This is a genomic window from Streptomyces sp. AC555_RSS877, assembly GCF_019049245.1.
Lineage (GTDB): Bacteria > Actinomycetota > Actinomycetes > Streptomycetales > Streptomycetaceae > Streptomyces.
This window is the reverse complement of the sequence record NZ_JAGMUK010000106.1, coordinates 36,359-58,023: the sequence shown is the minus strand read 5'-3', so window position 1 is coordinate 58,023 and position 21,665 is coordinate 36,359. Positions and strand designations below refer to the sequence as shown.

The 21,665-nt window shown below is 68.6% G+C and carries 24 protein-coding genes and 1 pseudogene; 11 read left to right on the top strand and 14 right to left on the bottom strand.

Annotated elements, in window-relative coordinates; translation table 11 throughout:
* Window positions 1-84 (top strand): annotated as a pseudogene (locus tag KUM49_RS49045) (MerR family transcriptional regulator); the annotation flags it as partial.
* 105 nt (window positions 85-189) lie between these two features.
* Here the strand turns inward: KUM49_RS49045 and KUM49_RS36370 are convergent.
* The gene (locus tag KUM49_RS36370) at window positions 190-936 is read right to left on the bottom strand and encodes a GAF and ANTAR domain-containing protein (RefSeq protein WP_217241234.1); all 747 of its coding nucleotides are present in this window, start codon (window positions 934-936) and stop codon (window positions 190-192) included.
* Window positions 933-1,397, bottom strand: coding sequence for an ATP-binding protein (locus tag KUM49_RS36365; protein ID WP_254402321.1), 465 nt, complete (start codon window positions 1,395-1,397; stop codon window positions 933-935). Before KUM49_RS36365 ends, KUM49_RS36370 begins: the two co-directional genes overlap by 4 nt.
* A gap of 903 nt (window positions 1,398-2,300) precedes the next feature.
* Between KUM49_RS36365 and KUM49_RS36360 the strand changes: the two genes are divergently transcribed.
* Both KUM49_RS36360 and KUM49_RS36355 read left to right on the top strand, forming a co-directional pair.
* Window positions 2,301-2,471, top strand: coding sequence for a hypothetical protein (locus KUM49_RS36360; RefSeq protein WP_217241233.1), 171 nt, complete (start codon window positions 2,301-2,303; stop codon window positions 2,469-2,471).
* A 177-nt stretch (window positions 2,472-2,648) separates the two neighbouring features.
* Window positions 2,649-2,942, top strand: coding sequence for a hypothetical protein (locus tag KUM49_RS36355; RefSeq protein ID WP_217241232.1), 294 nt, complete (start codon window positions 2,649-2,651; stop codon window positions 2,940-2,942).
* Between the two features lie 426 nt (window positions 2,943-3,368).
* Here the strand turns inward: KUM49_RS36355 and KUM49_RS36350 are convergent, their stop codons facing one another.
* Together KUM49_RS36350 and KUM49_RS36345 are read right to left on the bottom strand one after the other, a co-directional pair.
* Window positions 3,369-4,643 carry an MFS transporter gene (locus tag KUM49_RS36350; RefSeq protein ID WP_254402327.1) on the bottom strand — a complete coding sequence of 425 codons (1,275 nt, stop codon included), beginning with the start codon at window positions 4,641-4,643 and terminating at the stop codon, window positions 3,369-3,371.
* A 481-nt stretch (window positions 4,644-5,124) separates the two neighbouring features.
* On the bottom strand, window positions 5,125-6,036 hold the full coding sequence (locus KUM49_RS36345; RefSeq protein WP_217241230.1) for an NAD-dependent protein deacetylase: 912 nt from the start codon (window positions 6,034-6,036) through the stop codon (window positions 5,125-5,127).
* A gap of 595 nt (window positions 6,037-6,631) precedes the next feature.
* Here KUM49_RS36345 and KUM49_RS36340 point away from each other — a divergent pair.
* A complete protein-coding gene (locus KUM49_RS36340) occupies window positions 6,632-7,519 on the top strand; it encodes an aminoglycoside phosphotransferase family protein (RefSeq protein ID WP_217241229.1) in 888 nt (295 codons plus the stop codon).
* Between the two features lie 135 nt (window positions 7,520-7,654).
* On the opposite strand, the gene KUM49_RS36335 is transcribed toward KUM49_RS36340, so the two are convergent.
* Window positions 7,655-8,833, bottom strand: coding sequence for a Cmx/CmrA family chloramphenicol efflux MFS transporter (locus tag KUM49_RS36335; protein WP_217241228.1), 1,179 nt, complete (start codon window positions 8,831-8,833; stop codon window positions 7,655-7,657).
* A 357-nt stretch (window positions 8,834-9,190) separates the two neighbouring features.
* On the bottom strand, window positions 9,191-9,856 hold the full coding sequence (locus KUM49_RS36330; protein ID WP_217241227.1) for a maleylpyruvate isomerase family mycothiol-dependent enzyme: 666 nt from the start codon (window positions 9,854-9,856) through the stop codon (window positions 9,191-9,193).
* Between the two features lie 116 nt (window positions 9,857-9,972).
* Here KUM49_RS36330 and KUM49_RS36325 point away from each other — a divergent pair, with 116 nt between their 5' ends.
* On the top strand, window positions 9,973-10,173 hold the full coding sequence (locus KUM49_RS36325; RefSeq protein WP_217241226.1) for a hypothetical protein: 201 nt from the start codon (window positions 9,973-9,975) through the stop codon (window positions 10,171-10,173).
* A 420-nt stretch (window positions 10,174-10,593) separates the two neighbouring features.
* On the opposite strand, the gene KUM49_RS36320 is transcribed toward KUM49_RS36325, so the two are convergent.
* The 3 genes from KUM49_RS36320 to KUM49_RS36310 form a co-directional block, all read right to left on the bottom strand.
* Window positions 10,594-11,547: a Ppx/GppA phosphatase family protein gene (locus KUM49_RS36320; RefSeq protein WP_217241225.1), complete on the bottom strand. Its 954-nt coding sequence runs from the start codon at window positions 11,545-11,547 to the stop codon at window positions 10,594-10,596.
* Window positions 11,548-11,913: 366 nt separating this feature from the next.
* Window positions 11,914-13,002, bottom strand: a complete 1,089-nt coding sequence (locus tag KUM49_RS36315; protein ID WP_217241224.1) for a HAMP domain-containing sensor histidine kinase — start codon at window positions 13,000-13,002, stop codon at window positions 11,914-11,916.
* A 34-nt stretch (window positions 13,003-13,036) separates the two neighbouring features.
* Window positions 13,037-13,735: a response regulator transcription factor gene (locus KUM49_RS36310; RefSeq protein ID WP_217241223.1), complete on the bottom strand. Its 699-nt coding sequence runs from the start codon at window positions 13,733-13,735 to the stop codon at window positions 13,037-13,039.
* A gap of 366 nt (window positions 13,736-14,101) precedes the next feature.
* On the opposite strand from KUM49_RS36310, the gene KUM49_RS49995 reads away from it, so the two are divergent.
* Complete coding sequence (locus KUM49_RS49995) at window positions 14,102-14,224, top strand: hypothetical protein (RefSeq protein ID WP_302185536.1); 123 nt, start codon at window positions 14,102-14,104, stop codon at window positions 14,222-14,224.
* Between the two features lie 23 nt (window positions 14,225-14,247).
* Window positions 14,248-15,330, top strand: a complete 1,083-nt coding sequence (locus tag KUM49_RS36300) for an endonuclease/exonuclease/phosphatase family protein (protein ID WP_254402319.1) — start codon at window positions 14,248-14,250, stop codon at window positions 15,328-15,330.
* A gap of 132 nt (window positions 15,331-15,462) precedes the next feature.
* Here KUM49_RS36300 and KUM49_RS36295 read toward each other — a convergent pair whose 3' ends face one another.
* From KUM49_RS36295 to KUM49_RS36280, 4 genes are all read right to left on the bottom strand, one after another.
* Window positions 15,463-15,945: an iron chaperone gene (locus KUM49_RS36295; RefSeq protein ID WP_217241221.1), complete on the bottom strand. Its 483-nt coding sequence runs from the start codon at window positions 15,943-15,945 to the stop codon at window positions 15,463-15,465.
* A 58-nt stretch (window positions 15,946-16,003) separates the two neighbouring features.
* Window positions 16,004-16,672 carry a glyoxalase gene (locus tag KUM49_RS36290; protein WP_374200243.1) on the bottom strand — a complete coding sequence of 223 codons (669 nt, stop codon included), beginning with the start codon at window positions 16,670-16,672 and terminating at the stop codon, window positions 16,004-16,006.
* 5 nt (window positions 16,673-16,677) lie between these two features.
* Complete coding sequence (locus KUM49_RS36285) at window positions 16,678-17,199, bottom strand: helix-turn-helix transcriptional regulator (protein ID WP_217241219.1); 522 nt, start codon at window positions 17,197-17,199, stop codon at window positions 16,678-16,680.
* A gap of 114 nt (window positions 17,200-17,313) precedes the next feature.
* Window positions 17,314-17,724, bottom strand: coding sequence for a VOC family protein (locus tag KUM49_RS36280; RefSeq protein WP_217241218.1), 411 nt, complete (start codon window positions 17,722-17,724; stop codon window positions 17,314-17,316).
* A 123-nt stretch (window positions 17,725-17,847) separates the two neighbouring features.
* Between KUM49_RS36280 and KUM49_RS36275 the strand changes: the two genes are divergently transcribed.
* Window positions 17,848-18,285 (top strand): pyridoxamine 5'-phosphate oxidase family protein, encoded by a 438-nt coding sequence (locus tag KUM49_RS36275; protein WP_217241217.1) that lies wholly within the window; start codon window positions 17,848-17,850, stop codon window positions 18,283-18,285.
* Between the two features lie 155 nt (window positions 18,286-18,440).
* On the opposite strand, the gene KUM49_RS36270 is transcribed toward KUM49_RS36275, so the two are convergent.
* Entirely contained in the window at window positions 18,441-19,028 is a 588-nt protein-coding gene (locus tag KUM49_RS36270; protein ID WP_217241216.1) for a TetR/AcrR family transcriptional regulator, read from the bottom strand.
* A 117-nt stretch (window positions 19,029-19,145) separates the two neighbouring features.
* Between KUM49_RS36270 and KUM49_RS36265 the strand changes: the two genes are divergently transcribed.
* The 3 genes from KUM49_RS36265 to KUM49_RS36260 all read left to right on the top strand — a co-directional run bounded on the left by KUM49_RS36265 (window position 19,146) and on the right by KUM49_RS36260 (window position 21,459).
* Window positions 19,146-20,156: an NADP-dependent oxidoreductase gene (locus KUM49_RS36265; RefSeq protein WP_217241238.1), complete on the top strand. Its 1,011-nt coding sequence runs from the start codon at window positions 19,146-19,148 to the stop codon at window positions 20,154-20,156.
* 112 nt (window positions 20,157-20,268) lie between these two features.
* Complete coding sequence (locus KUM49_RS49990) at window positions 20,269-20,400, top strand: hypothetical protein (protein ID WP_302185535.1); 132 nt, start codon at window positions 20,269-20,271, stop codon at window positions 20,398-20,400.
* Window positions 20,401-20,655: 255 nt separating this feature from the next.
* Entirely contained in the window at window positions 20,656-21,459 is an 804-nt protein-coding gene (locus tag KUM49_RS36260) for an SDR family oxidoreductase (RefSeq protein ID WP_217241215.1), read from the top strand.
* The last annotated feature ends 206 nt before the right edge of the window (window positions 21,460-21,665 follow it).

The window sequence follows — 21,665 nt, the reverse complement described above, 5'->3', positions numbered from 1 at the left end:
GAAGACCAACTCGAAGAAGCCAAGCGCATCAACGCCGAATACCGCCACGCCGCCCAGTCGGCGAACCCGACGGCCGCAGCCTGACCCGACTGAGACCCCCAGCTGCCCAGAAGCTGTACGGCTGCCACCCAGGGAAGACCGTGACAGCTGCTTTGCCCTTGCCTCGGGGTGAGGAGCAGGTAGCGAAGGTCAGCGCGGCTGGTGCGGGATCGTTTCGTTGTTGAGGATCGTGCGGGCGACCTCGCGGAGCTTGATGTTCAGGTCTTGCGAGGTCTTCTTCAGCAGGTCGAATGCCTGGTCGTCACCGAGGTTGAAACGCTCCCTCAGGATGCCGAGGGCCGTTCCGATCTCGTGACGCGTCTGCAGGGCCGTGGTGAGCTGCTCCTCGGTGCGCGCGTAGGCGAAGGCGACCGCGGCGTGGGAGGCCAGTAGCCATCCGAGGTGTTCGCCGGCCTCGGTGAAGGCATGCGGACGGAACGAGTAGAGGTTCAGGGCACCCAAGGTGTTGTGGCGGGTGAACAGGCGGAATCCCAGGGCGCTTTGTATTCCGAGGGCGCGGGCCCGGGGTGCGTAGCGGGGCCAGCGGTCTGCGCTGGTGGTGAGGTCGGGGAGGCGCTGGACCGGCTGGTCGTCGGTGACGGCGTTGAAGCAGGGGCCTTCGCCCAGTTCGCCCTGGATCCGGTCGGAGTGCCGCACCACATCCGCAGTGGCAGCCAGGGACTGCACTGCGCCGTGGCGCACGGTCAGGATGCCGGCGGCGTCGCAGCCGTCGACGAGGTCCACCGCGTAGGCGGCGATCCGGTCCATGGTGGCCTGTACCGAGTCCTGTTCGAGCAGGTCGCGTGCCATGGCGGCCAGCTGGTCGGCCGTCGTTTCCCAGGATGCTGGTGTGGAGGGGCTTGGTCTGCGGCCGGAGGGCTGTGGTCGGACGCTCATGCAAGCTCGATATCTGCCTGGACGCGTTTGCCTGCCGGATGGGCATCTACGGTGAGGCGCCGGCTGACGGCTTGGACGATCCGCAGGCCCTGTCCGCCGATCCGCTGTGGGTCGGGGGGCTGAGGAGCGGGCGGGTGGGGCGAGGTGTCCCAGACCGTTACCCGGGCCAAGCGGCAGGCGGCGGACCGTTCCAGTTCCAGATGCAGGCCGCAGGGACCCGGCGCGTGCTGGCGGGCGTTGGTCACCAGTTCACTGACGACCAGTTGGACCTTCTCGGCGGCGTAGTCCGTCGGCGGGGCCAGTCCCGCGGATCGGGCTTCGTCAAGGAATGCGAGAGCTGCCTGACGGGCTGCCGCGCTCGTCGCCGCACCGTCATGCCAGATGAGGCGCCGAGGCAGCGGATCGCGGTGGTCCGAGCGGTGGTGCCCATCCGAAGCCTGCTGCATAAGCGGGCTGGTCATGCGTGGTACCCCTCTTGGTAGATCAGAGCGCCACGTCCGTACCCCATGTGCGCGCCCGTGACGCCGCGTCTACCCGCTCCGGCAGCCGGTAGGCCCGGCCGCTTGCAAGAAGCGTCCCGGCGGCACGCGCTGAACGATGAGCAGGTGTTGCGCGTAACCGGGTAGACGGCCACGCATTTTCCTGTTCTGTACCCACGACGAGGGCTCCGGTGGGCTGAACCTGTACGCACGCCGCCTCGGAGCCGTCAGCAGGGGCATCACGTCGGCTGCGGGCTGGTTGCCGGCCTCGCCCGCCGCCGTCGCGTGGCGCGGGCCTCCGCGACATGGGACCTCGGCCCAGCAGGTCCGCACCGAACGCACCGACCCGTTTTGACGGGCCAGTCCGCAGCCTGGAAGGGAAGGGAAGCGGGGGGCGGGGCGGGCAGGCGACGGGGGGAATGCACCTGCCCGCCCCGGGAGCAATGACCCGCACGGGGGGAACGGGTCTTGCGAGCCGTAGGTACGGCCTACCCCCTACAGCGCATCGGACGCTGCATATGTCACGCAGGCGCGATCGGGGCGGGTGAGGGGGCCGCTCGCCAGGTTTTGCCGAGGCTCGTCGACGGCCCCGTCCCGTCCGACCACGCCGCTGGCTCTTCTTCCGGGGACGGGCTCCGGCAATAGGGCGTCGGCGGGCCGCGCTGCCCGGGTCGCTGCCGCAGGTATGGAAAGTGCCCGCGTCATCGACCCGCGAGCGAGCTGTTGCGCCCGAGTCCCGGCCCCACCGGACAGGCACTGGACGGGCACTGGGCAGGCGCCGGGCAGGCGAGAGAACAGGCAGCAGCGCGTCGTCTCTGACAATCCACGGCTTGCCAGGGGGATACGGGGGCATACGGGCCTCACCTATTCGAGAGGAACCGCTCCATGCTTGGTATAGCCGCAGCAGTACTGTTCTTCATCGCGTTCCTGATCAACGCTGCCGAGATCACGACGAACGATGTCTTCGCTTCCACGAACGTCATGCTGCTGGGCCTGATGCTTCTGGCCCTGCACGTCGCGGGAATCGGGAGTGGTTGGTCGAGCCGCAGACGCTGACAGCGGAACTCCCGGGTGGGGTGCGGCCCGTGATTGGCGCCTCACCCCACCTCGGTGCCCGCCCGCACAGCTACAGCGTCTTCCGCTCCTTCGTCCGAGCCGCCAGTAGCACATTCGGACTCCGACAGGGCGTGAGTGCAGCTGGTGAAACGCGAGTGCGGGGGTACACGGGGCGGCATGGCACCGAAGAATGACCACTCCACGTCCTTGCGGGCCGTGCGGCAACTGCACAGGATGCGCACCTTCTATACGGCAGCCGTCCTGATGTGGGCGGCATCAACTGCCTGGCTGGGGTGGGAGGATCCCGGGAGTCGACAGATGTGGGTGTCTGGCCTCTTCCTGCTGGTCTTTACCGGCCTGCTGTCCGTGACGTCCCTGTGGCTGCGGCGCCTTCAGGGCGCCGACGCGGACAAGCCCGTGCACCACGCCGCTCCGCGAAGGATGGCCGCTCGCCGTCAGGCGAATGCCTGAGGCCTGGCGCTTGGCGGGCCGCGCCATCTCACTGCCAGAGGTGACCAGGGGAAGGGAGACGCGTATGCCACAGCGTTCGAGTTCTCAGCCCCCGCCGTCGTGGATAAGGCCGGGTGCCCGGTGGGGGCCATGGCTCTACTGGCCGATGCTCTGCATAAGCACCGGCCTTTTGGTGTGGCGAGTGACCGATGGTGCCAGTACGGCAAGCATCGCGTTGGCGGCCTGCCAGGTTCTCTTGTGGTGGGGTCTCTTGGCCGGCAACTGGTCCGCGCGGCGCAGACGCCGCAGTTCATGAGCCCCCACCCCTCTTTGCCGCTTCTCCGGCGATGGAACCCGTTGCGGTCCACACTCGGCTTGGTCAGCCTGCTTCGGGGCGCGGGGCGCGGGGCGCGGGGGGACGGGCCCGATCAAGCACCGCAGGCATCGTCACCACGAGTTGGTATCGGGGCGACCGACCGTCAGCGGCGTCTCCACCGCGGCCGGAAGCGTCCGTCCAAGGCGTGCGAGCGGGGACATAGCCATCACCAGTGGGGACAGCATCATGCCTGAGGCCGCTGCCATGAGACTGGTCCGCGGCCCCCACTCCTCAGCGAGGAATCCGCCGAGCAGGGAGCCCAGTGGGGACAGCCCCATGCCGACGAACGTGATCGTCGCGGCCGCGCGGCCTTGCATCGCGTCTGGGGTGACACTTTGCCGGACGGTCATGGCCGCCACATTCACCAACTGGCCGCCGGCCCCGAACACGAAGTTGATCGCGAGGAGCACGGTTACGGTCACCGCAGAGGAACCGTGCAGCGCGGGTACGCACAAGAACACGCCGTCGCCGAGTGCCGCCGCGGCAACGAGTACCGGGCCGTACCCGAACCGGTTCGGCAGGCGGGCGGCCAGCACGGATCCCAGGAGCGCGCCTGGTCCCGTTGCCGCGAGTGCCAGCCCGACGGCGGTGCCGGACAGGTGCAGTTCCCGCGGCAGGAAGAGCAGGTAGACGGTTATCACGGCCGCGAAGGAGAACTGGAAGGCCGCCGAGGCCAGGCACACAGTCCGCAGCGAGGTATCGCTGACGACGAAACGCAGGCCCTCATGGATCCGCCGCCAGACCAGAGGGGGACGTTCTAGGCGCTCCGGCGGGGTCGATTCGACCCGACGGATCCGTCGGATCGACAGGAATGACAGCGCGAAGAACAGCGCGCTGGAGGCGGCACCGATCGGCGCCGACAGCAGGGACACCAGCGCACCGCCGAGGGCGGGGCCGCCGATCTGCGCCGCGGACCGACTACCCTCGAGCGCGCTGTTGCCCCGCACCAGCTGATCGCGTTGCACCAGCCGTACGAGAGACGTCTGGTATGCCACGTCGAAGAACACGGACAGGGCCCCGACGGCGAAGGCGGTCATGAAAAGCGCGGGCAGGCCCAGGAAGCCGAAGAGGCCGGCTACGGCGGCGGCACCCAGGGCGAGAGTCCGGCCGGCGTCAGTCAGCACCATCACCGCGCGGGTGCGCCACCTGTCCACCCATGCGCCGACGAAGAGCGAGAGCAACAGGATCGGCGCCTGGCCCAGGGCGCGCAGGACGCCGAGCTGGGTGGCACTGGCGTCGAGCGTCAGGACGGCGAAGAGCGGAAGCACAACCAGGGCTGTGTGTTCCCCGAGTTGGGAGGCGGTCTGCCCCACCCAGAGTCTGCGGAAGTCACCGTCCCGCCACAGGCTTGACGGAACAGGGCGACCGGAATCGGATACAGGGGAGGAAAGGGACGGCACGGGGATCCCTCGGGTTGCCGACAACGAGGCCCGCTACCGGGCGCACGACAGGTGCGCCGACGGTTCAGGCAGGAGAAGGCTCGCTGTGCCGCAACAGAAAGGGCAGCACGCGATGACAGGCCGATCGGCCTACAACGTCAACGCGCGCTCGGGTGACCGACCATGTGCGCAACTCCTCGTGGGGCAACTCGATGCACCCAGACACTAGCGCTCGATGGCCCCATGGGAAAGGCATTTGGGCTTCGAGGCAGGCGGCCAGATCCCGTTCCGCCGCAGCGGAACTCCCACAGCCCTGGATGAGCGATCCCCCAACCCGCCTGGCCCGAGGGCTCGAGGCCGCCGCTGTCTACGAGTGCAGCGTTCGCTTGGGAGCTGGGGGCGGGAATTCAGGGCTGACGCGATGCACTCCGGTGACGCCCTGTCATCGTCACTCTCTCACCTGGGGTGTCGCCTCGTCGTCGACGGGGATGCCCAGTCGGCCGGCGACGGTGGTGAGGGCTGTTCCCAGCGGGAGCTTGACTCGGGTGACGGCGTGCCGGTCGCCCCGGGTCGGGTCCCGGTTGATGATCAGCACTGGCTTCCCGGCCTGGGCTGCCTGGCGGACGAACCGCAGCCCGGACATCACCGTCAGTGAGGAGCCCAGGACCAGCAGTGAGGTCGCCTCATCGACCAGTTTGCGGCAGTGCTCGACGCGTGTCGGCGGTACGGTTTCGCCGAAGAACACCACGTCCGGCTTGAGGATGCCTCCGCAGACCGTGCAGGGCAGCACGCGGAAGTCCCCGACCTGTTCGTCGGTCAGGTCGGCGTCGCCGTCCGGGTTGATTCCGGTGGCCACCGGTTCGAAGCCCGCATTGGCTTCTTCCAGCCGCCGGGCGAGTTCGCGGCGCGGGCTGAAGGCGCCGCAGGAAAGGCAGACGACCTGAGCCAGGTTTCCGTGGAGCTCCACGACGCTCTCGGTGCCGGCGGCCTGGTGCAGGCCGTCGACGTTCTGGGTGATCACACCCGAGAGCAGGCCGTGCTGTGCGAACGCGGCCACGGCCCGGTGTCCGGCGTTGGGACGGGCACGGCCGAAGGTGCGCCAGCCGAGGTGGCTGCGCGCCCAGTACCGGCGGCGGGCCTGAGCGCTGGCGGTGAAGTCCTGGTAGGTCATCGGAGTGTGCCGGCTCAGGCTCCCGCCCTGGCCTCGGTAGTCGGGGATGCCCGACTCCGTGGAGATGCCCGCCCCGCTGAGCACCAGCACACCACCAGTGCTCAGCACATCGGCGACCGGCTCCAGATTTGTGGTGCCCGGCGGCAGGTCCGCGGTAGGGGTCCAGCTCATAGTGGGGCGCATGCGCATGCTGCCAGGGTACGGAACTGGCTGCCACCACCCGTTTCCGCTGTCGTGAGGGCCGTCGGCTGGGATGGTGCCGTGGACGACCCGCGTCGGGGGAGCGCGCGCCAGCGATTCTCCCCACATGGCGAGAGAACATGAGACCCGGAGCACCTGCGGACCGGTCTCCCTGTGCGCTGGATGTCCGGTGCAGGCCACCCCGACCTGTCCCAGTCGAAGGCCGACGCGGCGCTCGTGGACGCCGTCCGCGATCTGTCCCATGTCAGTGCACGACCTCTACGCCACCTACTCCGACTTCCGACCGCACTCTCACCACCGCGGCCGCCGTTTTGATGGCCGCGCGGTGGTGGTGGGCTTCCCCGGGTCTCCGGCCGCACTTCGCCGGACCGGCGCTGATCGGCTGGAGACCCGGCTGCGCCACCGCAAGGTTCGCAACGCCGGCCGGCTTGCCGGGACAGGCCTCCGGGGCACTGTCAGTAGTGCCTTCGGGTGATCCGCGGGGCCGACGTCGTCAGCCGGCCCAGGGCCGTACGCAACGTCCGTCTGCCGCGTTCGGCTGGTGCTAGCGTGCCTGCGCATGCCGGTGATCGGAGACTCATCGATGGACGAGTTCACGTTCGAGCAGGGCTTGGTGCGAGCGTTACTGCGGGATCAGCATCCGGATCTCGCAGGCCTCGAGCTCCGGGACGTCAACGGGGGCTGGGACAACCAGCAATGGCGCCTCGGGGAGGAGTTGGCGGTCCGCTTGCCGCGTACCGAGCGCGCGCCGGCCCTGCTGCACACTGAGCAGACATGGCTGCCCGTGTTGGCGAGGCTCCTGCCGCTGCCGACGCCCACTCCGATGCGGATCGGCAAGCCGTCGAGCCTGTTCGAGCACACCTGGACGATCGCGCGCTGGGTCGAGGGGGAGCCGGCTGATCACGCGCCGATCACCCGCGTCGATGCGGCCGAAATCCTCGCAAAGTTCCTTGGCGTACTGCATCACAAGGCGCCCGCCGACGCCCCGGCCAACCCTACGCGCGGCATCCCTCTGGCCGGATTGCCGAACCAGCGCGACCGCTGGTTCGAGGTCATCAATGACGACGCGACCGCTGACGCTGCGTGGGAAGTCTGGGAGAAGGCCATCGCAGCGGCCCCTTGGCAGGGCGCGCCGCTCTGGCTGCACGGCGACTTGCATCCGGCAAACGTGGTCGTCCGGAACGGAATGCTCGCTGGGGTGATCGACTTCGGCGAAATGTGCGCAGGCGATCCCGCGACCGATCTTTCGGCTGCCTGGATCCTGTTGCCTGCCGGGGCGGCGGATCGGTTCTTCGACGCGTACGAGCACGCCGACGAAGCCACCATCGCCCGGGCCCGCGGCTGGGCCGTCCTGCGCGCCCTGGGCCTGATCGAAATCGGACGGAACGGCAGGCTCGGTCTGCCTGGGGGTAAACCGACCTGGGAACCGGCGGGTTACGCCACGTTCGAACGGGTCCTCGCGGCGAACTGACCGCGCCACTGCGCGCGTTGGGGACGACACGCGGCGCCGGCCGCTGACCCGGCGTACGCCGCACGTCACCAGGTCTCGTTCGGCGCTCCAGGAGCCTTCGGCGTCCCTCGATGTTCAGGTGGGGGTTCGCATGCGTCACCGGAGCACCTCGGTGCTGTGGCGGGCCGCGATCGCAGTGCGGACGGGGAATGCGATGAGCAGCGCTACAGCGATCAGGAGGCCGCTTGCCCACAGCGGCCCCAGGTTCCCGGCTGCGGTGCTGAGGGTGGTGGCGGCGACGAGTGGCCCGACGCCGGCGCCGACGTTGAGTGCCGCGGTCGCGTAGGAGCCGGCCATGGTGGGGGCTCCTGCCGCCTCGTAGAGGACCCGCGTGATCAGGGTGCTGCCCAGCGCGAACGACAGCGCGCCCAAGACGAACACGAGGACGAGCAGAGCGACCGGCTTGTCGGCCAGCACCGCCAGGGCCGGCCAGCTGACGAGCAACAGTGGACCGCCTGCTGCGAGAACAAGGTAGGGGCGGTGGTCGGACAGCCGGCCAGCAACAGTGACGCCGGCGAAGGAACCGATACCGAAGAGCACCAGAGCGACAGAGATCCACAACTCGCCCAGCCCGGCGGTGTCGGTCACAACGGGAGCAAGAAAGGTGAAACTCCCGAACGTTGCCGCGTTCACCAGTGCGCCGAGCAGCATCACCAGGATCAACCGCGGCCTTGTGAGCTGGGCGAGCTCCGCTCGCAAGGTCGGCCCGCCAGTCGCCTCATCCTTCGCACGTCCCGCTGGGATCCCCTTCAGGACACCGAGAGCCGCAGGCAGGCAGAGAGCGGCGACGGCCCAGAATGTGGCCCGCCAGCCAAGCACCGCGCCGAGTACCGACCCACCGGGGACACCGGCGATCGTGGCCACTGTCGTGCCCGACAGCAAGACGGCCAGCGCGCGTCCCTTCTTGAGGGGGGAGACCAACGCGGCGGCCGTCGTGAGAGCGACGGCAAGGAATCCTGCGTTCGCCAGCGCGGCGACGACCCGGGTGGCGAACAGGATGGGAAAGCTCGTGGTGATTGCGCCCACGACGTGAGCTGCCGCGAAAGTGAGGATGAAGCCGAGAAGGCTGGAGCGCCTGGGCCAGTCGCGGGCAAGCGCCGCGACGAGAGGGGCGCCGACGATCATGCCCATCGCGAAGGCCGAGGTGAGCAAGCCTGCTGTCCCGACTGTGACGTCGAGATCGGAGGCGATGTCGGGCAAGAGGCCGGCAAGCATGAATTCCGAGGTGCCCATGGCACAGACCGCCATGGCAAGCAGGTACAGCGGAAAAGGCATCGAATGGCTCCGAGGTGAGGAGAAGCACGAGAAGGTCATCTCGTCACCGCGGCCAGCCCCTGGGCACACCCGTCCACCACAGAAATGCGGCGCGACGACAGGGCTACAGGCTCAGTGGTTCGGGGGGCTGACGGCGTGACCGAAAGCCCCCACCTTGTCCGACTCAGGACTCGACATGATCCGTACGCTACCCGACCGACGCCCGTCGAGGGACCTTGCTTTCCCCGGCATCGGCCTGTCTCACCCACGCCATGTGCCGCAACAACCGGACATGTGTACAACCAAATTCAGAGCGTTGATGGCTGCGATCACCGGCCTCGTGACGTAAGGCGAGCTCGCCAGGCTGACTCAGCGCAGTCACGCCATCCCGCGGCGCCCGCGGAGGAGCTCGACGCCGTCGCCTTCGAGATCGTCGCAGTAGGTCGAGCGCCCGGTCATCGCCATCACCAGGGCCAAGGTGGCGCCGGAGACGAGCTGTCCGGAACCGGTGGTGAAGGAACCGTCATTCGCGACGAGTCTCAGGCCGCCGATGCGTCCCTTGGCCACGACCACAGTGTCCGATCCCTGGTAGTACTCGGCCACCAGCGTGACCACCTCGATCGGATACTCGCGGCGGATGCCCAGCGGGCGCCGGATGTCTTCTCCGTGCACGATCGTTTCGCCGAGCATGGCTATGGGAGGGAGAGGCGGCTTGGTGGTGCTCGGGACCACGCGCCGGAATCGCTCCAGCGTCTCGGCCGGGGTAGCGCCCAGTTGCTCGGCCAGCCGCATGGCCACCTGTCTGTCGAAGTCGAACCGACAGCGGATCACACCCGCCAGCCAGTGCACGGAGTTGAGGCTTGCGCCCGCGGTGAGATGCGCCAGCACCTCACGCACCGTCAATTCGGTGCACAGCGACGGTGTTGCCCACTGCTCGTCAGTCAGGTCTGCGAGATCAGCCGCCAGCGCCGCTCGCTCAGCGTGGATCAGGGGCCAGACCTCAGCCCTCCGGCTGCGGTCTGCTGTCAGCTTCGGATCGGTCATGCGGCAGCGTCTCCTGTCACGGGTAGTGCTCTGCGTAGGACACCTGGCCGGAACGGGTGGCGTCCGGCAGGGGCGTTCAAGGAGGAGACCGTAGCCGCGGAGGAAAGTCATCGCTCGTGAGTGCAATCACGGTCTACTACCACGCCGGTGACGTGCGCCGAGTAGCCTCAGAGGTCGCAGTCAGTCCGACCCTCAAAGCTCCGTCCCAGGTTCCGTGCTGCCTCGCCATGCTGCTCGTCATCGTCGGAATGATCGCATTGCTCTTCTGGCCCGTCGTCGTCGACGACGGCTCCGGCCTCCCTGCCCTTGTGCGCTGACATCCGATGGGAGTCGGGGTGAGGCCCGTGTGAGGGCAGCAGGCCCGACCAGCCGCATGACGTAGCTCTGTCTGTCCCGATCCCAGTTTCGTGAGCCTTGTCCGGGGGTGGCAGCCCCCGGAGCATTGCTGCCTGCGAACGAATCGACGCAATCGCCTGGGAGACCTGATCAGGCAGGGCCTCAGCGGCGTAAGACTCGGCTGGTGTCCCGACCGAGTCCTCCACGCCTGGTCTGTCCTGGTTCATGCCTTGGGGCTGCCCTCGTAGACGAGCCTCGAACGCCCGATCACCCAGTGGGAGCACAAACGGTTGCCCCGGCCGGATCGGCTCGTGATCCTCGACACCAGCGAGCTGCCACCCGCTGGGCCCGCCCCTGGCAGCGGCGACGTACCGCTCCGGGCTCTGGACGTCCCGTTGGGTTCAGCCGGCGAGGCGAGGGCGCCCGCCGGTGGTGTAGGGCACGCCGAGGCGTTCGAGCAGGAGTCCTTCCCGGGTGGACCAGGGGCAGATCTCGACGTGCTTGGCCCCGCAAGCCTCCATGAGGGACTGCGCGATCAAGGCTCCGGCCAGGGACTGTTCGGCGCGGTGTCGGGAGATGCCGGGCAACTTGGCACGGCGGGACGGCCCCGCGTCGGCCAGCAGGGAGACCGACGTGCGCAGCCGGGGTAGCGCGAGCTGCCGTCTGTCTCGCGGTGTCTTGCCCTGGGCGGCGGTCAGCCGGGCGAGCTGTTCGAAGGTTTTGGAGGAGGCCAGCACCCGCCCGCCCGGTTCGGCCTGCGGCAGGCCGGGGACGGCTTCCAGGGACCGGCGCAGATGCTGCCGGATCTCGGCCAGGCGGCGCTGGGACGGTGCTGTGCCGCCCGGGAGCCAGTCGCGGGTGATCCTTCGGGCGCCCAGCGGCATCGAGTGGACGGTGTGGGGCTGCTCTCCGACGCCGGAGGCGATCTCCACGGTGCCGCCGCCGATGTCCAGAACCAGCAGCTGCCCGGCCGTCGGGCCTGCCCACTGGCGGGCGGCCACGTAGGCCAGCCGCGCTTCCTCCTCGCCGGTCAGCACGCGCAGGCGGGTGCCCGTGGTGCGTGCCACCCGCGCGATGATCTCGTCTCGGTTGGGTGCGTCCCGGATGACCGAGGTCGCGAAAGCGAAGACGTCCGTCCCGCGCAGACGCGAGTCCGCGGCGACGGCCTCGGCCACTGCTCGCTCGACGCTCTGCATGCCGGCTTTGTCCAACCGCCCCTTGCGGTCCAGTGTCTCGTGCAGCCTCAGTCGCACCTTGTGGGAGAGCACTGGCTCCAGCACTGCACCCGGACGCCGCCTCACCACCGTCAACAGAGCACTGTGGCACCCGACATCGAGCACGCCCGCCTGCCGCATCCCATCGCCTCCCCTGGTTCCGCACTCGACCGGACCGGCCCTTCCCCCATCCTCCGACAGCCTGACGACGGCACGACGGAGACTCCGGCCCACCGAGTGAGCATATCGTTACCGCCCGTGTACCCCCTGCCCCGGCCCGTAGCCCGTTGCTGTCGCAGCGGGGAGCGGCGCTCGCCATGCGGGCCGTATCCGTGGCCGACCCGAGAGGTTCTGCGCGGAATCCTGATATGTGGTGGGACGTATCGGAGGCGGCTGCGGGACCGGAATGAGCCGGCGGCTGGCGCGGCTGGCACCGGCTGCACGAGGTGCCGCTGGTGAGTTGTACGCGACGGCGAAGGTTGGCTGGCTCGCTGCGTGGCTCATTCGTTATCTGTCGGCGTGCGGGGCTGTCGCGGGGAGTTCCACCGTGATGCGGAGCCCGCCGACAGGACGTGGGGTGAGGGTGAGTGTTCCGTCGTGTGCGTGGGTGATGGTTTTGACGATGGCCAGACCGAGGCCGACGCCTGCGTGGTCGGTGTGGATGCGTTCGGTGCCGCGTTGGAATGGTTCGGTGAGGGTCGAGACGCGCTGCGGGGTGATCTGTTCGCCGGTGTTTTCGACAGTGAGCACCACAGTCTTGGGGCGGACGCTGGTATGCACCCACATGGTGCCCTGTTCCGGCAGGTTGTGGACGATCGCGTTGTGCACGAGGTTCATGGTCAGCTGCAGCAGGAGCGCGGGCGACCCGCTCGTGAGGGTGATGTCGCCGCTGGTCTCGATGGTGACGCCGTGCTTTTCCGCGAAGGGCAGGAGTGTCTCAGTGGCCTCTTCCGCCAGGAGGGACAGGTCGACGCGTTCCCTGGTGAAGGATCCCTGCTCGGCGCGGCTGACCAGGAGCAGTGCCTCGGTGAGGTCGATCGCTCGGGTGGTGACGGCGTGCAGGCGATCGATGAGTTCGCCGGTGTCACGGTTCGGATCGGTGCGGGCCACGTCGAGAAGTGCCTTCGAGATCGCCAGCGGGGTGCGCAGTTCGTGAGAGGCGTTGGCGGCGAATCTCTGCTGTTCGGCGACGTGCACTTCGAGCTGTGCGAGCATCGTGTCGAAGGCGTCGGCGAGTTCGCGGAACTCGTCCTTGCGGCCCGGTAGCCGGATCCGGTGGGAGAGGGATCCGGTCGCGGCCATGCGTGTGGCGTCCGTGACGCTCGTCAGGGGGGCGAGCATGCGGCCGGCGAGGATCCAGCCTCCCAGGAGGCCGAACACCAGCAGGAACGCCATGACTCCAGCTGCCCCCGACGCGAAGTTGATTGCGAGCTGGGAACGGACCTGCAAACCGCCGACGCCGGCCTTCACTTCGGGCAGGTCCCGCAGCAGGAAAACCCACACCGCCGCGACCATCAGGACACCGGCGAGCAGGAGAAATCCGGCGTAGCTGAGGGTGAGCTTGAGGCGAACGCTCAACCCGGGCGCCCTGTCCACGGTCCCAGGCGCCCAATCCCCGGCCCAAGACGCCCTATCCACGGTCTCCGCCCTCGTCTCTGGCGGCCTCTGCCTGCGTGTCGATGCGGTAGCCGACCCCAGGCACCGTGGTGATGATCCACGGCTCGCCGAGGCGCTTGCGCAGGGCCGAGACGGTGATGCGTACGGCATTGGTGAACGGGTCGGCGTTCTCGTCCCACGCGCGTTCCAGGAGTTCTTCGGCGCTGACGACACCGCCTTCGGCAGCGACGAGGACGTCGAGCACCGCGAACTGCTTCCTGGTCAGCGCGACGTAGTGGCCGTCCCGGTAGACCTCGCGGCGGAAAGGGTCAAGGCGCAGCCCTGCGATCTCCCGCACGGGAGGCCTGACATGGGCGCGTCTGCGGTCGAGGGCTCTGAGCCTGAGTGCGAGCTCCTGGAGTTCGAAGGGTTTCGTGAGGTAGTCATCCGCGCCGAGTCCGAACCCGGAGGCCTTGTCGTCGAGCCGGTCGGCCGCGGTGAGCATGAGGATCGGCATGCCGGTGCCGGAGGCGATGATGCGTCGGGCGATCTCGTCACCGGACGGTCCGGGGATGTCGCGGTCGAGGACGGCGATGTCGTAGGCGTTGACACTCAGTCTTTCCAGAGCGGTATGGCCGTCACCTGCGATATCGGCCGCGATCGCTTCCAGGCGTAGACCGTCGCGGATGGCTTCTGCCAGAAAGGGCTCGTCCTCGACGATCAGCACACGCATGTCATCAAGGCTACGAGTCGGTGCCTATCGTCGGCATATCGAAAACCGCATACATGCCGGCAACACCGAGCTGCCTTGACTGGCGGCATGCATCGAACACCGCCCTCAGCGCGACCAACGAGCCGCCGGACGCGCCGGCTCTTCGGCGTCAGCCTGTTCGTCGGCACAGCAGTGATCACAGCAGCCCTCGGCTATCAGGTGCCGAAGGCCTCGTCCCTGGCTGCCTTGCCCTCCTCGGCCGCACCACCCTCGACGTCCTCGCCGACCGAACCGCCCTTGCAGCCGTCCTCGAACGCAGCACCCCATGCGTCTCGCGGTGAGCACCGGGACGCGCCCGGTGAGGCGGACGGTGTCGTCCCTGACGGCGTGACGGTCTTCGACGACGCGATTCCGGCCGTGGCCAACCTCGATCCCGATCTGCTCAAGGCCCTCCGCCAGGCGGCAACGGCTGCCGCGGACGACGGAGTCGACCCGAGGACGCAGCAGTGACCGGCAGTGAACGGGGACGGACGATGGTGCAAATGGACACGGCGGAGCGGAGCGGACCAGAAGGTTCCGGATGCCGGGGCACCGGCTCCGGCGCCTGGCGTACGGGCATCCGCCGGGCGATCCGCATCGGCTCCCGGCCGGGGCCCTGGAAGCGCGGCCTGGTGCTCGCGGCGCTGGCGCTGCTACTGGGTCTGTTCATGTTGCTGCACGCGGAGATCCCGAACCGGGTCGGGAACCTCGGCAGCCTGGTGGAGACCTTCCTGCCGTGGTTCGGCCTGCTCATCCCGGTGCTGCTGGCCGGGGCGCTGTGGCGCCGCTCCGCCTCCGCGGTGGCCGCGCTGCTCCTTCCGGTCCTGGTGTGGCTGAACCTCTTCGGGGGGCTGCTCAGTGACAAGTCCCGCCCGGGCAGCGACCTCACCGTGGTCAGCCACAACGTCGCCGCCGACAACCCCGACCCGGCCGGCACCGCCCGCGACCTGGCCGCCTCCGGCGCGGACGTGCTGGCCCTGGAGGAGATCACCCCGCAGGCGAAGCCGCTGTACGAGAAGGAACTGGCGAAGGCGTATCCGCACCACACGGTGCAGGGCACGGTCGGGTTGTGGAGCAAGCTACCGCTGTCGGACACGCAGCCGGTCGACATCAAGACGGACGTCGGGCCGCTGGCGGACACCAAACCGGCCGACATCAAGATGACCTACAACCGCGCGCTGCGCACCACGGTGGCCACGGACCGGGGTCCGCTGGCGGTGTATGTGGCTCACCTGGGTTCCGCACGGGTGAATCCCAGAGGAGGCTTCGCGACGGAACACCGGGACCGCGGCGCGCAGGCGCTCGGCGAGACCATCGCCGCCGAGCAGAACGAGCGGGTGGTGCTGCTCGGCGACCTGAACGGCACCCTGGACGACCGGGCGTTCGCCGACATCACCTCACAACTGCACTCGGCCCAGGCCGCGGCCGGGGACGGCTTCGGCTTCAGCTGGCCGGCAAGGTTCCCGATGGTGCGGATCGACCAGATCCTGGTCAGAGGTGTGAAACCGGAGAGCTCGTGGTCGCTGCCGGCCACGGGCAGTGACCACCTGCCGGTGGCGGCCGGAATCAGCTGGTGAACGCCGCAAGGACGCCGGCCGGCGCTCCACTTGCTGCAGGACTCCACATAGCCGGCCTCGGGGACGTCCTGGTCCGCGGTCCCCTCGTCCGCGGCTCGGTCAGTCCTGCCGCCGGTTCCGCCCCGGCTGGTCTCAGCCCACCGCTTTCCTGACGAGAGCGCTGATGCGCTCTTCGTCGGCTGCGGTCAACTCCTTGAGGGCGTAGGCGACAGGCCACATGGTGCCGTCGTCGAGAGCCGCCTGGTCGCTGAATCCGAGCGTGGCGTACCGCGACTTGAACTTCTGCGCGCTCTGGAAGTGGCAGACGACCTTGCCGTCCCTGGCGTAGGCGGGCATCCCGTACCAGAGCCTGGGCGTGAGGTCCGGAGCGGCGGCCCTGACAATGGCGTGGATCTGCTCGGCGAGGAGCCGGTCCGCCTCCGGCATCTCGGCGATCTTCGCAAGCACGTCCCGCTCCGCTGCCGCCTCCTTCTCCGCCTTCGAACCACGCCGTGCCGCCGCCTGCTTCTGGCCGTGCGCGTGCTCCTTCATCGCGGCCCGCTCTTCGGCGGTGAATCCGTTGTACTCCGCGGCGGCCGTGCCGGAGTTCTCGGCGGACGACTTCGTGTGCTGCATGGCGGTTTCCTTTCGTACAGGGATGAGGCAGGGCGGGGCGGGAGTGCAGGGCTGGGCGTCAGGACAGTGCAGACGCCGTGGACGGTTGCGGGGCGAGCGACGTGGCGGCCTCCCAAGCGAATTCGTCCGGGTCGACGAAGGGGCCGGCGGTGCCGCCGAGGACGATACGGTGCGAGCCGGTGCCTTCGGCGGGGACACCGAGGTCCTTGGCCCGGCCGCGGCGCCTGTACAGCGCCAGCCTGACGGGGCTGGACTCGCCGGAGGCGAACTCGGCGTACTTGCCGCCGAAGCTCTTGGCCACGGTCAGGCCCCGGCCGACGTAGAACTGCTTGCCGGCCCTCACGTCCTCAACGGCGAGCAGGAGGACGATTTCGTCGATCTCGCGGGTGGGCGGGCCGGTGTCCTTCTTCGCCGAGGTCGCGATCTTCCAGATCGTCCCGTCCGGCGCCTGGACGACGCCGCCGTAGCCCCACAGTGACTTCGCGGCGGGCTTCAGCACTGCGGCGCCGGCGTCCACGGCGGCGCCGATGAAGCTGTCGACGGTGGCCGGCTGGGACACCGTGAGCGCCAGGGTGAAGCCGCGGAATCCGGTGGAGTGCGCCTCGGATGCCCGCAGGCGAATGCGCGTGTTCACGCCGAAGGCGGTGTAGAAGTGACGGGCGGCGTCCGGGTCGGCCACCTCGAGGGTGACGGATGTGATGGACGCGGCGGTTGCGGTGGTTGCCATGGCCATCACGCTAGGGGCTGCCCGGCGGCCGGGGCTTCTCGATTCCTGACCGGTCTGGTCACCTGCTTCGCCACACACGCCGGCATCCCCTGCACCGTGACCGCAGGCCCCGCATCACCGTCGGTACTCGTGGCATCGGCACCGTCGGCCGCAGCATCCGCCGCGCGACGCCGGAAGGCTCCGGGCGGCATGCCGACCAGCTCGGTGAAGCGGGTGGTGAACGTGCCCAGCGACGCGCAGCCGACCGCAAAACAGACCTCGGTGACGCTGAGGTCTCCTCGCCTCAGCAGTGCTGTCGCGCGCTCGATGCGGCGCGTCATCAGGTACGCGTACGGCGACTCGCCGTACGCGGCCCGGAACTGCCGGCTGAGGTGCCCGGCGGACATGTTCACACCGCGGGCGAGCGCCTCCACGTTCAGCGGCTGCGCATACTCCCTGTCGATCCGGTCGCGGACGCGGCGCAACCGCGCGAGATCGGCCAGGCGCTGCGCCTCAATGCGTGCACGCCGCCACTCGGGCTGACACATGAGAGCACTCCCCTCTCTTTCCTCTTCCATCGACGCCTATCCGCGCCTGAAGTACCTGTGAGACAGGCGTCCCAGACGCTCGGTGATCAGGACCGGCCCGCCGGAGCAATGACCTCAGCGAAGTTCCTGGATGCGGATCAAATTGCCCGCTGGGTCGCGGAAAGCGCAGTCACGGATGCCGTACGGCTGCTCGATCGGCTCCTGGACGACCTCGGTGTCACCGGCCTGCACCTTCTCGAACGTGGCGTCGAGGTCCGGCGTGGCCAGCAAGATCCAGCCGTAGGTGCCTTTTGCCATCATCTCGGTGATGGTGCGGCGCTCTTCCTCGGTGACTCCCGGGTCGGCGGCAGGCGGCGCCAGAAGGAGGGACGTGCTGGGCTGACCGGCCGGACCGACCGTGATCCAGCGCATCCTGCCCTGCCCGACGTCGCTGCGGACCTCGAAGCCGAGGACGTCGCGGTAGAAAGCGAGCGACGCGTCCGGGTCGTCGTGCGGCAGGAAGCTCGTGTGAATGGTGATGTCCATGACGAGCAGGCTAGAACCGATTCCCTGCCCCGCGCTTCTTGATTCCTGATCGGTCCGGCCACGCCAGGACGTTCTCGTTCCGGTCGGTGGTCAAGAGGCCGACGACACCAGAAAATTGACGCTATGGAATCTCCTGGTTTTGATGTGGACGCTTTCTTGCAGCAGCCGCTCACTGCTCGCATAGCGACGAGCGGGCCGACCGTGCGTCCTGTCTGGTTCCTGTGGGAAGGGGGAGCCTTCTGGACCTTGACAGGCCCGTGGGCCCGGTTGTTCGACCGAGTGAAGGAGGACCCGCGCGTCGCCCTCGTAGTGGACGAGTGCGACCTCGCAACGGGCCTTGTCCGGCAGGTGATCGCTCGGGGTCGGGCCGAGCTTGTGGCCTTCGATGTGCCGAGGGGCCGACGGAAGCTCGTCCGCTACCCGGGAGCCGACGAAGCACTGTGGGACGCGCGCTTCGTGCACTACCTGCACGATGGCCCAAGCGAACGAGGCACGATGTGGCTGCGCTTGGTGCCTGACTCGCTCACCGCGAAGGATCTCAGTTACTCCGCGGCGCCGTGATGGGGGATGGCAGGTGCAGGTGCAGGTGCAGGTGCTGTCTGTGCGGCGCGTGCGGTGTGAGCCGACGCTGCGGACGGCCCGGCTGACGTGGAGCATAGAGGCAGGTCAGCCGGTGCGGGTCGGGCTTTGCTGGTCCGTATGCGCGACGGTTTCGCCTATGGGCTCGGGGGCGCGGTTCCCTCGGTGTTCGTGCTCGCAGGATTCGTCAGGATCGCGCTCGCGACAACCGCGAAGAGGTGGTCGGCGCGTGGCGCGAGCGGGGGTTGATCGCTGAGCCACGCGAGTGCCGCTATCAGCGCGAACAGATCGGTGCCATCGATGTCGGTCCGCGCTGTACCCGCGGCCTGGGCGCGGGCGAGGAGACGCGCACCGGCCGCGCGCAGGGTGACGCACGAAGCGTGGAGTGCGGACTCGGTGTCCTCGATGGCGGCTGCCATCAGCACGGTCACACCCCGATACTCGGTTGTCCACGCGACGCAGTCGCGGAGCCACGAAACGAGCGCGTCTTCGGGCGAGTCCGACGTCTCGAACTCGCCCGCCCTGGCCGTCAGTTCGTCGAAGCTCGTGCGGAGCAGGGCTTCGAGCAGGGCCTCGCGGGTCGGGAAGTGGCGCAGCAGCGTCGCGAGCCCGACGTCGGCCCTGCGCGCGATGTCGCGCAGTGATACGTCGACGCCCTGCTCGGTGATGGCGGTGCCCGCTACGGCGAGCAGGTGGTCGCGGTTCTTCTTGGCGTCGGCCCGCATCGCAGCTGTCCCTCCTTGACTATCCGGATCAGTGGTCCATATATTCGGATCAGTGATCCGATTATGTGGATCGCTGATCCGAATAAGCCTATCCCGCAGCGCGGTCAGGAGAGAACGATGCCGACACACACGATGAGGGCGGTCCGGCTCCATGAGCACGGCGGCCCTGAAGTGCTGCGCTACGACGAGGTGCCGATACCCGAGCCGGAGCCGGGTGAGGTGCTCGTCCGCGTGCACGCGGTCGGCGTCAATCCTCCGGACCGGTACCTGCGCGACGGGCTGACCAGGATGCCTGGGGAGACGGAATCGACGGTTGGCCTGCCGGTGATTCCGGGGACGGACGTGTCGGGTGTCGTCGAGGCCGTCGCCGCGGACGTGGACAGTCTCGCCGTAGGTGACGAAGTCTTCGGTCTTCTGCGTTTTCCCAGCTTCGACGGCAGGGCGTACGCGGAGTACGTGGCCGCGCCGGCCTCGGACCTCGCACGCAAGCCGGCCGGCATCGACCACGTGCACGCCGCCGGGGCGCCCATGGCAGGGCTCACGGCGTGGCAGTTCCTGATCGAGGTCGGACACGATCGCCCCTCGCCCTTCCAGGCGGCGATGCATCGCCCGACGGCACTCGGCGCTGACACGACGGTGCTCATCAACGGCGCCGCGGGCGGCGTGGGACACTTCGCGCTTCAGCTGGCGAAGTGGAAGGGCGCACGCGTGGTCGCGGTGGCGTCGGGCGAGCATGAATCGTTCCTGGGCGAGCTCGGCGTCGACCAGTTCATCGACTACACCAAGAGTCGTCCTGAAGAACTCGTGCACGACGTCGACCTCGTTCTCGACACCGTTGGTGGCCCTCACAGCAGCCGCCTCCTGCGCACGCTCAAGCGCGGTGGCGCTCAATTCCCCGTGCTCCCTGGGGACTTCGACGAGGAAGAGGTCGCGAAGCTGGGTGTCACCGTCTCGAGCGCCCAGGTCCGCTCGAACGGCGCACAGCTCGCCGAACTGGGACGCCTGCTCGACGCGGGCACGGTCCGCGTCGCGATCGACAGCACGTTTTCGCTCGCGGACGCCCGAGCGGCCCATGAGCGCGCGGCCCGCGGGCACATCCAAGGCAAGATCGTGCTCACGGTCGCTTAAAAGGGGAAGCCCTACGAGCCCCTCGCCGGGGCCGGTACCGGCACCGGGCCGGCCCGAGGCGCCGCCTGATCCTTGACCGGCAGGGGTCGGCAACCGGGATACCGCGAAGAGAATGCCGCCGATCGGAGCCCGTATCCGAGCGCGGTACGCGACTCCCCATGCCCTGCCGGCCGAAGAGCTCGGCATTCGCGAGGTCGCCGGGTATCTGCGCATGGCCGGCAACACCGTCCGCCGCGGAGCGTGAGGCTGCCCGCATCCCGTTGGCTCAACTGGCCGCGGCAGGCTGGGGGTTCACCCTGGATGCCTTGCACGCCGCAGAGGATTCCGCCCGCCTGGTCACGGACCGGCTCGACGTCCACTACGTCCTGATGCTCAAGGGGGGCCAGCCGCTGGGCGGCGCCGAGGCCGGGTGGAGCCGCCAGTCCGGAGTGAATCTCGTCATACGAGACGGCGTCATGTCATTGGAGACAGCCGGGATCGGTCTCGATACCATCCAGCGATGGAGACCACACTGGAAAATTCCTCGATCGTCGTCACTGGCGGCGGCTCGGGCATCGGCCGGGCCATCGCCCGGCGCCTGGTCAACGACGGAGCCACCGTCACGATTTGTGGTCGTCGGGCCGACGTCCTGGAAGCGACCGCAGCCGAGTTGAACTCCGCCTGCTCCGGCCCGGGCCGCGTCCTCCCCATTGCCGTCGACGTAACCGACGAACGGGCCATGGGTGAGGCCGTGGCCCGGGCAGCCGAGGCCGGGAACGGCATCACCGGAGCGGTGGCCAACGCCGGTGGTAGCGGGCAGATGCGCCCGCTGCACGAGATCAGCGCTGCCGACATCGCGTCGGTGCTGAACCTCAATGTGGTCGGAACGTTCAATCTGCTGAAATTCACCGTGCCGTTGATGATCGAGCGACGGGGCGGGTCGTTCGTGGGAATCTCCTCCGGCGCCGCTGCCCAGACGAGTCGCTACTTCGGGGCGTACACGGCAGCCAAGGCTGCGGTCGACGTGCTGTTGCGCAACGCGGCTGACGAGTACGGAGGCCGGCTCGTGCGGTTCAACTCCGTACGGCCTGGGTTCACGATGAGCGAGAAGATGGCGTCCCTCGTACCGGCCGACGACCCGGTCCGTGAGAGTTACGTCGTGAACACTCCGCTGCCGGGGGTCGGCGAGATGACGGATGTCGCCAATCTCGTACGTTTCCTTCTCGGTCCCGAGGCGCGGTGGATCACCGGCGAGGCGATCGCAGTCGACGGCGGTAACAACATGCGCACCGGGCCCGACATCTCGTCGATGATTCCGATCTGAGGTGCAGCACGTGTCGGCTGCAGGGTAGCCACCGTCGCCGCCCAGCACGACCTCTGCAACCGCTTCACCGGGCTCGACGAGTTCAGGGTGATTTCGGGCCGGCCATTGACGACCGCCGATGGGCACCTATAGCTTTCAGCCGCGCCGATCGGTGGGCAACAAACCGATCGGGGGAGCGCTTTCAGGCGCTCCACGGAGACCGTTGC

What these genes read in the sequence shown, in the direction of transcription:
- KUM49_RS36330 (WP_217241227.1), bottom strand. Translation starts at nt 9,856, where the DNA reads ATGACCGATCCGAAGCTGACAGCAGACCGCAGCCGGAGGGCTGAGGTC.
- KUM49_RS36320 (WP_217241225.1), bottom strand. Translation starts at nt 11,547, where the DNA reads ATGCGGCAGGCGGGCGTGCTCGATGTCGGGTGCCACAGTGCTCTGTTG.
- KUM49_RS36340 (WP_217241229.1), top strand. Translation starts at nt 6,632, where the DNA reads ATGGACGAGTTCACGTTCGAGCAGGGCTTGGTGCGAGCGTTACTGCGG.
- KUM49_RS49990 (WP_302185535.1), top strand. Translation starts at nt 20,269, where the DNA reads ATGCCGCCGATCGGAGCCCGTATCCGAGCGCGGTACGCGACTCCCCAT.
- KUM49_RS36260 (WP_217241215.1), top strand. Translation starts at nt 20,656, where the DNA reads ATGGAGACCACACTGGAAAATTCCTCGATCGTCGTCACTGGCGGCGGC.
- KUM49_RS36295 (WP_217241221.1), bottom strand. Translation starts at nt 15,945, where the DNA reads ATGCAGCACACGAAGTCGTCCGCCGAGAACTCCGGCACGGCCGCCGCG.
- KUM49_RS36290 (WP_374200243.1), bottom strand. Translation starts at nt 16,672, where the DNA reads ATGGCAACCACCGCAACCGCCGCGTCCATCACATCCGTCACCCTCGAG.
- KUM49_RS36280 (WP_217241218.1), bottom strand. Translation starts at nt 17,724, where the DNA reads ATGGACATCACCATTCACACGAGCTTCCTGCCGCACGACGACCCGGAC.
- KUM49_RS36360 (WP_217241233.1), top strand. Translation starts at nt 2,301, where the DNA reads ATGCTTGGTATAGCCGCAGCAGTACTGTTCTTCATCGCGTTCCTGATC.
- KUM49_RS36345 (WP_217241230.1), bottom strand. Translation starts at nt 6,036, where the DNA reads ATGCGCATGCGCCCCACTATGAGCTGGACCCCTACCGCGGACCTGCCG.
- KUM49_RS36275 (WP_217241217.1), top strand. Translation starts at nt 17,848, where the DNA reads ATGGAATCTCCTGGTTTTGATGTGGACGCTTTCTTGCAGCAGCCGCTC.
- KUM49_RS36265 (WP_217241238.1), top strand. Translation starts at nt 19,146, where the DNA reads ATGCCGACACACACGATGAGGGCGGTCCGGCTCCATGAGCACGGCGGC.
- KUM49_RS36270 (WP_217241216.1), bottom strand. Translation starts at nt 19,028, where the DNA reads ATGCGGGCCGACGCCAAGAAGAACCGCGACCACCTGCTCGCCGTAGCG.
- KUM49_RS36365 (WP_254402321.1), bottom strand. Translation starts at nt 1,397, where the DNA reads ATGACCAGCCCGCTTATGCAGCAGGCTTCGGATGGGCACCACCGCTCG.
- KUM49_RS36370 (WP_217241234.1), bottom strand. Translation starts at nt 936, where the DNA reads ATGAGCGTCCGACCACAGCCCTCCGGCCGCAGACCAAGCCCCTCCACA.
- KUM49_RS36310 (WP_217241223.1), bottom strand. Translation starts at nt 13,735, where the DNA reads ATGCGTGTGCTGATCGTCGAGGACGAGCCCTTTCTGGCAGAAGCCATC.
- KUM49_RS36300 (WP_254402319.1), top strand. Translation starts at nt 14,248, where the DNA reads ATGGTGCAAATGGACACGGCGGAGCGGAGCGGACCAGAAGGTTCCGGA.
- KUM49_RS36285 (WP_217241219.1), bottom strand. Translation starts at nt 17,199, where the DNA reads ATGTGTCAGCCCGAGTGGCGGCGTGCACGCATTGAGGCGCAGCGCCTG.
- KUM49_RS36355 (WP_217241232.1), top strand. Translation starts at nt 2,649, where the DNA reads ATGGCACCGAAGAATGACCACTCCACGTCCTTGCGGGCCGTGCGGCAA.
- KUM49_RS36335 (WP_217241228.1), bottom strand. Translation starts at nt 8,833, where the DNA reads ATGCCTTTTCCGCTGTACCTGCTTGCCATGGCGGTCTGTGCCATGGGC.